At 66.6% G+C, this 10,243-nt stretch carries 8 protein-coding genes; 3 read left to right on the plus strand and 5 right to left on the minus strand.

Annotated elements, in window-relative coordinates:
• Window positions 1-373: 373 nt before the first annotated feature.
• Window positions 374-706 (plus strand): histone-like nucleoid-structuring protein Lsr2, encoded by a 333-nt coding sequence (locus ON30_RS37955; protein WP_040712259.1) that lies wholly within the window; start codon window positions 374-376, stop codon window positions 704-706.
• A 116-nt stretch (window positions 707-822) separates the two neighbouring features.
• Here the strand turns inward: ON30_RS37955 and ON30_RS28540 are convergent, their stop codons facing one another.
• A complete protein-coding gene (locus tag ON30_RS28540; RefSeq protein WP_306307399.1) occupies window positions 823-1,866 on the minus strand; it encodes a serine/threonine-protein kinase in 1,044 nt (347 codons plus the stop codon).
• A 600-nt stretch (window positions 1,867-2,466) separates the two neighbouring features.
• Window positions 2,467-2,742: a hypothetical protein gene (locus tag ON30_RS28545; RefSeq protein WP_040712260.1), complete on the minus strand. Its 276-nt coding sequence runs from the start codon at window positions 2,740-2,742 to the stop codon at window positions 2,467-2,469.
• A gap of 442 nt (window positions 2,743-3,184) precedes the next feature.
• On the opposite strand from ON30_RS28545, the gene ON30_RS28550 reads away from it, so the two are divergent.
• A complete protein-coding gene (locus ON30_RS28550; protein ID WP_051030093.1) occupies window positions 3,185-4,027 on the plus strand; it encodes an RNA polymerase sigma factor SigF in 843 nt (280 codons plus the stop codon).
• A 1,344-nt stretch (window positions 4,028-5,371) separates the two neighbouring features.
• Here ON30_RS28550 and ON30_RS28555 read toward each other — a convergent pair.
• On the minus strand, window positions 5,372-5,584 hold the full coding sequence (locus tag ON30_RS28555) for a hypothetical protein (protein WP_040712261.1): 213 nt from the start codon (window positions 5,582-5,584) through the stop codon (window positions 5,372-5,374).
• Window positions 5,585-6,607: 1,023 nt separating this feature from the next.
• Between ON30_RS28555 and ON30_RS28565 the strand changes: the two genes are divergently transcribed.
• The gene (locus ON30_RS28565) at window positions 6,608-7,918 is read left to right on the plus strand and encodes a site-specific integrase (protein WP_040712269.1); all 1,311 of its coding nucleotides are present in this window, start codon (window positions 6,608-6,610) and stop codon (window positions 7,916-7,918) included.
• A gap of 106 nt (window positions 7,919-8,024) precedes the next feature.
• Here the strand turns inward: ON30_RS28565 and ON30_RS28570 are convergent, their stop codons facing one another.
• Window positions 8,025-9,092: an IS110 family RNA-guided transposase gene (locus ON30_RS28570; protein ID WP_040712271.1), complete on the minus strand. Its 1,068-nt coding sequence runs from the start codon at window positions 9,090-9,092 to the stop codon at window positions 8,025-8,027.
• 255 nt (window positions 9,093-9,347) lie between these two features.
• Window positions 9,348-10,243, minus strand: an 896-nt coding sequence (locus tag ON30_RS28575) for an IS481 family transposase (protein WP_040712273.1), incomplete at its 5' end; no start/stop codon positions are given.

A 10,243-nucleotide genomic window follows, 5' to 3' on the forward strand; every position in this document is an offset into this window, starting at 1 on the left:
CCCTGCGGCACCGGCACTCAGCGCTGGGCTACAGAACACCGGCCGAGTACGCTGCGGCCTGCACCCACACCCACCACCCGGTGGACTGCGGGATCAACTGAAACCGACGAAACAACCCGGGCTCTAATCCCGGGTGGTCGCATTATCGGGGACGGGCCATCGTCACCAATCTTGAGGTAGGGCGGAAGTTTCGAAGCGTTCGCCTAGTAGTGAGGTGGCAGAGAATCGTCGGCACATCTGGACCTTTGATGCCCTCACCCCCACCACATCGAAGATGCGGCGCCTACTCTGCCCCTGCCTCGGACTGAACGATGGCCCACGAACAGTTACGATGACTTCTTCGTCGCCCAGTTCTCCCCACGAAGGAATCCGTATGGCGCGCAGAATCATCGTTGAATTCACTGACGACTACGACAGCTCATCTGTAGCTGAAGAGACGGTCAACTTCGCTCTCGACGGTGTGTCCTATGAGATCGATCTGTCCGAGTTTAACGCCCAGCAGTTGCGCAACTCACTGGAACAGTGGGTAGCGAGCGCTCGCAAGGTCGGGCGGACACCGGGTGTAAAGCGCCCGCCTCGACCAGTCGCTGCCGACCAGGCAGATGTACACAAGATTCGCGACTGGGCCCGCAAAGAAGGTCTCGAAGTATCAACACGTGGACGTGTTTCCGCACAAATTGTTGCTGCGTACCAGAAAGCGCACTAACACACGCGGAAACTCCTGCGTGCCCGCAGAATGCTCATTCTGCGGGCACGCAGGAGGCTGTCCATCGAGACTGATAGCGTCATCTACTTGCGAGCTCGACGCACGGGTCTGTCCAGTTAACGGTGTAACTCGGTTCGATTCGGTCGATCCACCCGGCCAGAGGTCGGCCCCTGCCCCCGGTTTCCGTGACCGGTCGTGGAATCGATGTTCAGGATCGTCGGCGCGGTCCGCGAACCCGGCCCCGCGAACCCGGGCCCCTCGGACACCACGGTGCTCGCCGCACCCTGACCGCCGTCGGCGGCCGATCGTGTCGGCTCGGTCTCCAACGGACCGAGTGCCGTGCGCGCGGCGTCGATGAACTCCGTGCAGGAATCGAAACGCTCGGCCGGGTCCTTGGCCAGCGCGCGCACGATCACCTCGTCCAGCGCGGCGGGTAGATCCGGGCGGCGGGCGCTGGGCGGTTCGGGCGGCAGGTGCAGATGGCCCGCGACCACCGCGGTGGCGCTGTCGGCCTCGAACGGCGTCGACCCGGTCAACAGCCAGTACAGCGTGCAGGCCAGCGAGTACTGATCGGCGCGATGATCCACACGCAACGCCGAAAGCTGTTCGGGTGAGGCGTAGGACAGGGTCGCCAGGAACGTGCCCGTGCGGGTCAGGTGTTTGGTGTCATCACGCAGACGCGCGATCCCGAAGTCGGTCAACAACACCCGCTCCCCGTGCCCCGCCGACGGGGCGGCGACCAGGATGTTGGCCGGTTTCACATCGCGATGCAGCACCCCGACCGCGTGCGCGTAATCCAGCGCCCGCGCGGTCTCGGCGACGATCGACAGCGCCCGCGACACCGGCAGACGACCACCCGGCAGATGCGAGGCGTCCGTCCCCTGCACGTACTGCACCGCGATCCACAATCGCCCGTCCTCGACCCCACGATCGAAGACAGTCACTATGTTCGGGTGTTCGAGCCGGGCCACGACCGCGCCCTCACGCTCGAATCGGCCGCGCGCCTCGTCGTCGACTTGATCGGCGTGCCCCAGCAACTTCAACGCCACCCGCCGCGGCAACCGGGGATGGCGAGCCAGATACACCTGCCCCATCCCTCCGCGACCGAGCTCGCGCTCGATCACGAACCCCGCGAAAACCTCACCAGGCCGCAACACCACGAAACCTCCCCGGACTACGCGCCACAGCACCGTACACCGATCCGGCACCGCCCGCGCGGGTCCCGACCCACACCACGGACACGCAATCCTCATAACCCTCGGACCGTCGCGACACCCCTGACAAGTCCGCACACGGTAGCTGCACAACCCTGCATCCTGACCGACCCCGGACGGACACCGGGGTGACCGAGTGTTCGAAGACACGGTCCGGTGTCGGCCCCCGCTGCGATTGCCGGTATGACCCCGCACCGTCCGAGGGACGTCCGACGGGTACCTGCGCGATCCCACGTCCTGATACCTCGGAATGGTCTCCGACTCTGCGAGGACTCACCCGCGACCCCGTTGCGCGCTCATCGCCCCTTCGACGCCGATCTGTCGGCTAGCGCGGATCGAAGTCCAGCAGCGTGATCAGTCGGTCGGACCGTCCTCAAGTGGCCAACAGCCTCTACCCACCCGATGACGATCGGCACTGAACCTGATCCAGGTTCATCTGCGCAACTCGAGAACACACGGCAACCGCTCGCGTCCAGGCCGTGCGCCGGCCGACGATCAACACGGCTACGACATCCGGCAACAACTCGTTCCCTGGGGCAGGGCGGCTCAGTCCTCGCGGTAGGGGTCGGCCCGGTGCCCGAGACGTTCGGCGAACGACTCCACCCACATCTCGTGGCCGGATTCCTCGGCGACGGGAACGCGTCGGTGCGGCGGGGTGATGCTGCGTCGGGGTGCGCCGGGGCGAGCCTGTTCGGCCAGCAGGCGCACGTTCCACGTCAGGTAGTCGAGGACCGTCATGCCCGCGCAGTCGGCGGCGTCCTCGATCAGCCGCCACTGGTCCTCGTCCATCGTCACGGTGAGGGTGACGTCCTTGGTCGCCATAGCTCACCGTAACCGCCCTCGTCCCTCACCGCAGGACATCGCCGCAGGTCCGGCGCGTGCGCGCCGTGCGGGGCGAGTTCAGCGCAGTAGATCGAGCGCCCGGACCATACCGGCGAGCACGCTCACCGCGACGAGCACGGTGCCCGCTGTCGAGGTGGTCAGGACCGCTACGCCGTCGGTGAGGACGGTCACGATCACCCCGGCCAACCATGCGGTGCCGGGTTCGGGTTTCCTGCGCGGCGAGTAGTCGCCTTGACGGTCATCAGCCTGATCCCTCTTCGGCAGTGCTCGAACCTTTCTCTGGTCGAGATCACGGTGTGATCCAGGCGTCGCGACCTGCCTTGCTGCGGGGCGGGTCCGTCTGGTTTCGAGGGTTTGAACCCCGCCGGTACGGGGTTACCGTGCCAAGAGCGCATCTCGTTCCGAGCAGGGAGCAGATCTCATGACCGGACACGCGAACTCGACACCTCGATCGCCGCGACGACGCGGCGGCGACTCCTACAACAACCTGGAGCCGTGGTTCGAGAAACTGCGCGCCCTCGGGCCCACCGACCCCGACCGGGCCGCGCTGCGGGAACGGATCATCGAGCGGTGTCTGCCCCTGGCCGAGCACATCGCCGCCCGCTACGAGGGACGCGGCATCGAGTTCGAGGACCTCTACCAGGTGGCATGTGTCGGGTTGTTGGGCGCGGTCGACCGCTTCGACCCCGACCGAGGCCCGAACTTTCTGGCCTTCGCGGTGCCGACCATCATGGGCGAGGTCCGCCGACACTTCCGCGACCAGGGCTGGGCCATGCGCGTGCCGCGCGGGGTCAAGGAGACCCACCTCAGGATCGGGCCGGTGATCGAGGCCCTGAGCCAGCGCCTCGCCCGTACCCCACGGCCCAGCGAGATCGCCGCCGAACTGGGCATCGACCGCGGTGAGGTCACCCAGGCCCTCGTCGCCGCCAACGCCTACCGCACCGACTCCCTCGACGCCCCGCTGAGCACCAACGACGACGAGGCCGACCCTGTCGGCCCCGCAGCGTTGCTGGGCAGCGACGAGCCCGGCTACGAACTGCTCGACGACGCGATGGCCGTGCGCCCACTACTGCAAGCGCTACCCGACAGCGACCGCCAGGTCCTGATCTGGCGATACGCCGAGAACATGTCCCAAGCACAGATCGCGAAACGACTCGGCTGCTCCCAGATGCACATCTCGCGGACCCTGTCCCGCATCCTCACCACCGTGCGCGAGCAAGCCCTCACCACCGACTCACCCCACCCCCACACACGCGCCGCCTGACACGCCAGCAACAGTCGACTCGGTCGCGTGCGCGATCTACCGGCAAATCGGCCGCGCGGGTGGCTCCTCCAAGGTGATCGCGGCCCGCCCGGGAACTGCTCCCCGGGCGGGCCGTTCACCCGGCACTGGGGTCGTCGAGTCCATCGGCTCGACAAGGTCGTCCACCAACGCACCGGGTTCCACCTCGCCGGGCAATCCTCGCTCCACCACGTCGGCGCGGTCACGGTCCCGACTCTGGTACTAGGTCCACGACGACAACATGACTCGGCCCGAAGATGCCCAATCCATCTGCAAGGCCATCCCAGTCCAGGGAAAAGCTGTACTGGGATACGCGGCGCCGACCGGCGCTTCGACGGCTACAACTTCTCCGGCCTGCATCCCGAAGCCCTGATCGCTTGGTTCGACAAACACCTGACCCCGGCGCGGCCCACGATTCGCCCGACCTTGGCCTGGGCGTAGCCGAACTTGGCGATCGCCTCGATCGTCGCGGACACCAACGTGCCGAAAGCGGGTCTGACGCCGCGGCTCGGCATCAGCTGGGAGCCGTTCGTCGCGGGGCGCGAAGACAATGTTGCCGATCGTGCCACCATCCACGGAGAGCTACTGGCTGTTCGGCGAACCCCTGCGCCGTGCCGCTCTGGCGTATCTGTCGACGCTTCAGCCCACCATCAGGATCGGTGTCCACGCAGAGCAGACTCGCACCGGGCGGCGAGCCCTTGGATCTCCGCTGACCGGCCGCTGACGACAACGTCACGAATCCATAAAAATCCCGCCATGCGGCCCCTGCTCGCGACCTAAGTCCGTACTTTCGTGCTCGTCGTCGCCGATGCCGCGTGACTGCCGCCGTCCTGCACCGCCGACAGGCAGTCCGCGCCGAGTCGCGGCGACAGGCGCACTCGCCGCCTGTCGCGAATCCGCAGCGGGCAAGCTGCTCATCCCGCCCGCGGCCGCCGCCTTCGGCAACATCGCTATCCGGGCCGAACCGCCCGATACTCGCAGACACTTCACAGAACGACTTCTGGAACATCTCCGGTGAGATCAGCAATGCGGCCGACATGCCCGCGAACGTCTCGACTTGCACCGCCGCCGACCGGCCCGACGGTACTGTCGCCGACATCGAGGCACACCCTCCGGCGGCTGTGGTTCATTTCCGGTGGTAGGTGGACGGCAGGATGCTGGGGGTGGTCTTGGTGGAGGTGGCTGTCGGAGAGAGTCTTCGGCGCGCGTTATGTGCCGAGTTCCGGCGTGTCGTAGCCGAGTGGGCCCCATCCTGCGCGGAGCCGAACTCGTTGCCGCAGGCATCGCGCACCGGAGGCGTGGATCCGTGCCGTCGGCAGCTCGGCTTCAGCTGTGGTCCGCCTCGTGGGCAGCTTGTTCGGATTCGTGTTCATTTCGCGCTGCCCTGCGTTGGGGGTTGTCCTTGCCTTGTCGTCGGAGGGTCTGCTGGTCGAGGTCTGTGGCGACCCCACTTAGGGTGGTCGCCGCGCGCTTGACCCTGGCCTTATCCTCCTCGATGACCTCCTGCGCTTCCCTGTGATCATCGGTGCCCTCACCCATGTCTACCTCCTGAATGCTGGTGTCGGAACAGATCCGACCTACCCCCGTCGCACATGATCAACCGTGTCGTCGGCTGGGCATCTCTCCCGGTTCACTGGTACTTCATCTCGTGCGGGTGGTGGTATCTGTGATTGAGGTCGCTGCCAGCAAAGCCGCGTCTCAGTTGATCGTCGGCGAGGGTACGGTTACGCGACAGCTCCGACTCGCTGGTGCGGCTTGTGCTTCCGATAATTCGGCTGATGAGCTGGATTAGGTGAAGTAGACGCTGCAGCAAAGTGTGAGCGACGACGGCGGAGTTCTCGGTCACGGACGGGATACCGAGCAACAGATCTGAAATCGGCTGTCGTAACCGGACGCGAGCATCCCGGCATCGAGCGCGGCCGCGCCTCGTGACACCGCTGGCCACAGCATCCGGGAGTGAAAGTGGTGATGCGGGGCTGGGCACTGTCAGCCGGTGCGACAGGTGCCGTGCAGTTCGACGGAAGTGTGCGGAAACCTCTCATGAACGATGCGTTCTCCTGTCGGGCGAGCGCAGGCAGCGCCGTGGGTCTGTCTGGGGTGATTCCATCCAGTGAGCCGATGGTGTGAGCGAAGTGATGACCACAGCCGAAACGGGGGGCGCAGCGGTCGGGACGTCTCCGGAGGGACCCTGCCGCGTCCGCGCCCGGGCTCAACTCGTGGCACGGCGTGGGCGGCCCCGCTCGGGCACGAGGACGCCGCGCGTGCGTCGAGGGCTGTCTCCCGAGAGATTGCCTCGCCGGTGCCGCCCCGCATGATCGGGTTTCGGTGCGTCCGGGGGACACCATCCGCACCGACGCTTCGGGCTTGTCGCCTGTCGCGCAGTGTGTTCGGCCGAGCACCGCCTTCGGTGGGGTCGAGCTTTCAAGTCCTCCTAGGCCCACTTACTCCATTGCAGGTCAGGGCGCATTTCCGGTAGGTTCACAGCCACTCGTGGTTGCCACTGGTTGCCACTCCGCTTCTCGGGACTCTCCCGTGTCGCCCACCGACACCCGGAGATCTCTGATGCCGAATCTGACTCCCAGTCCGCGCCGTCGCCAGGACGGCACCGTCAACTGGCAGGTCCACTACCACTACTACGATGCCGACGGCACCCGCCGCGGCACGGCCGAGAGCTTCCACGACGATTACGAGGAAGCGGTGTGGTGGCGCGACTACGTCGCCCGCCACGGCCTGGATCAGGCTCGGCTGATCCTCGATGCCAAACGCGGCGGATCCGGCGACGGAACCCTGCTGTCGACATGGCTGATCGATCATGCCGACCGCTCGCTGAAGGTCGGCAGCATCGACGCTCCGACCCATCGGCGCTACCTCGGCTACGTGCGCAACGACATCGTTCCCTTCTTCGGGGAAACCGCACGCCTGGAGTCGGTGACCCAGGACACCGATGCCGCCTGGATCGTGTTCCTGAGCCAGGACAAGGGCAACAAGGCCAAGACGATCAAGAACAAGCATGGCTTTTTGTCCAGCGGCATGCGCGCGGCAGTCGAGCAGCGGCCGGTGCCGCTGCTGCCGTTCAACCCGTGCTCGGGCGTCCGGCTGCCGGCCGAGCACGGTGTCGAGCACGACATCTTCGACAACGACGAATGGGAGTTGTTCGAGGAGTTGATCATCGCGCGGTGGCGTCCGCAGGCCGAGTTCGATCTGGTCTCGATGGCCCGGCCCTCGGAGGTCGGTGCACTGAGGGTCCGCGATGTGCACCCGGTCACCGGAGCGGTGCGGATCACCCGGGCGTGGAAGGACGCCGGATCACGTATGAAGCTGGGTACGCCGAAGACCGCGCGGGGCACGCGCACCGTGAACATTCCGGTGCAGACCCTGGAGCGGCTGGACCTGTCCCGGCCGGCGGACGAGTTGCTGTTCCACACCCGCCACGACACACCGATCAAGGCGTCCTACTTCCACGAGAAGACGTGGCAGCCGGCGCTGCGACGCCTGGACGCGCTCGCGCAGGCCGCCGCGGCATTCGAACGCGGTGAGACCATCGTCGCCAAAGGGCACCTGACGCCGTTCACGAAGAAGGCTCAGTGGCGTGGGGCCGACCCCGAGGCGCTGATCGCTCAGTACGGCACGGCGATCAGGACGCTGCGGATCAAGCACCTCACCCCGTACACGCTGCGACACACCGGCATCTCCTGGAAGTTGCAGGACGGCGTACCGATCTTCGTGGTCTCCCGCGACGCCGGGCACGAATCGGTCGCGGTGACCGACCGCGTCTACGGCCGCCACGACCGCCGCGCCAGCGAATCCGCCGCCCAGGTCATCGCGCACCGCCTTCCCCGAGTCCGCGCGAACATGCACGCACTGGCCGCCTGACCGGCAGCTCACCTCCTAGGTGTACTGACCTGAGAGGTTAGGAACGCGGCTGGCTGGTGGTTGTCCGCCGAGTGCGGTGTGGCCGCGGTGGACTCTCCTATGTTTGTCAAGCCAAGTTCGGTGTTGCGTTGGTGGCGTTGAGGTGGCGGTAGATCTGGCGGGCGAGGTAGCGCTTGAGGCAGCGGCGGATCTCTTTGGTGGTTCGGCCTTCGGCGCGTCTGCGTTCGACGTAGGCGCGGGTGGTGGGGTCGTGGATCATTCGGGTGATCGTGGCCATGTGCAGGGCTCGGTTCAGCCGTCGGTCGCCACCGCGGTTGAGGCGATGACGAACGGTGTTTCCCGACGAGGCGGGGATCGGGTTGACCCCGGCAAGACAGGCGAACGCGGCTTCGGAACGAACTCTGCCGTGGTGCGACCAGGCGATCAGGCAGGCGGCCGCGGTGACGGGTCCGATTCCGGTCTTTTCGGGCAGGCCGTGAGCTGGGGTGGCGCCCACGAGGGTGGCGATCGACTTCTGGTTGACGGCGAGTTCGCCGTCGAGTGCCACGACGCGGCCAGCCAGTCGCGTGGCTTCGGCCCGTGCGGTTGCCCGGGCCAGTGGCTCTTCTCTGGCTCGCCAGCGCGAGATCTCGAGTATCTGCTTGCTCCGCAGTGGACGGCGAGCGTCGATGCCGAGGTCGATCGCACGCATCAGCGCGTTCAGCGCGTTGATGGTCGCGGTGCGTTCACCGGTCATGTGATCTCGAGCAGTCACAAGCACACGCAGCGCGGCTCGTTCCCCCTCGCCGGAGCGGGGGTGTCGTAGCTGGTGTTCCTCCAGCGGCAGTGCGGCTTCGGCGATGCGACGAGCATCGAGTGAATCCGACTTCCCGGCTCCGCGATGGGCCCGGGCGTTCATCCGAGGCGCCTCGATGACCTGGTAGCCGGACTCGGCCACGGTGGCGGTGAGTTGGGCGCCGTAGGTGGCCACGCCCTCGATGACCCACAAGGCGGCAAGGTCTTCGCCGGTTCGCCGCGCGACCCATGTGATCGCGCGGGCGGTACCCGCCTTGGTCGCGGAGAACTCGGCGGAGGCGATGAACTGCCCGGTAGCGGCCAAGATCGCGAGGACGTGTTTGCGTGCGTGGGTGTCCACGCCGATGACGTAAGGGTGATTGTGCGCCACGATGGTCACGGCGTTCGGCTACCTTCCTTCCAGCGACAACGGTCCGGCCGCGTGCGACCGACGCCGATCCGGGAAGTGGTCACTCCGGGTTCAGCACTGTGACGGGCCACGACCGGCAGGTCGGGCAATCTCCTGATCAGGACACCGAAGTGGGCCAGGGTGGCGTCGACCGCTCCGACTCCTCGACGGACAGGTCCAACCGAAGGGCACCTGTGTGGGGCCAGTAATTGTATGAGTCACCTCGTCGAGTCGGGCGACCGCCGCCTACCCTGGTCGGCCAGTCCCAGACCAGCCACCCGAAGACTCACAGTGATTGTAGGTGTGGAGCCAGTCGGTGAACGCGGCGCGGCGTTCGGTTTCTGATCGGTAGGGGCGGGCGTAGGCCCATTCCTCGAGCAGGGTCCGGTTGAACCGTTCGACTTTGCCGTTGGTCTGTGGCCGGTAGGGGCGGGTTCGTTTGTGGGTGATGCCGGTCGTGGTCAGCTCGGTGCGCCGTTGTCGAGAGATGTAGCAGGAGCCGTTGTCGGTGAGAACTCGTGCGACGTTGATTCCGTTGGCGGCGAAGTATTGTCGGGCTCTTCTCCAGAAGCCGACAGCGGTTTCCTTGCGTTCGTCACCGAGGATTTCGCTGTAGGCCAGGCGGGAGTGGTCGTCGACGGCGTTGTGGATGTAGCTGCATCCGACGTGGTTGGATCCGTTGCGGCGCAGCGTTTTCGCTGCCGAGCGTGCTCGATTGCGTCCACCGGCGCGGCGGCCCAGTGCGCGGTGGCCGCCGCCGTCGGGGATGTTTCCCAGTTTCTTGATGTCGACGTGGATCAGGTCGCCGGGTGCGTGGTGTTCGTAGCGGCGGACCGGGGCCGCGGTGGCCCGGTCGAGCCACCGCAGTCGGGCCATCCGGTAGCGGGCCAGGACGCGATGGACCGTCGAGGGATGCAGTCCGAGCAGGTAGGCGATGCGCGCGGGTCCCCAACGGCGTCGGAGTCGGACTTTGATGATACGGCGTTCGGTGCGGGTGGGTGTGCGGGTCGGACTGTGATGGGGGCGGCTGGAGCGGTCGCTCATCGCGGCGGCCCCGGCGGTGCGGTAGCGGTCGGCCCATCGCTTGGCGGTGGTGGGTGAGACCTGGAACCGTTGCGCTGCGCGGCGTAGCGGCCAGCCGG

It is taken from the genome of Nocardia takedensis NBRC 100417, assembly GCF_000308695.1.
Lineage (GTDB): Bacteria > Actinomycetota > Actinomycetes > Mycobacteriales > Mycobacteriaceae > Nocardia > Nocardia takedensis.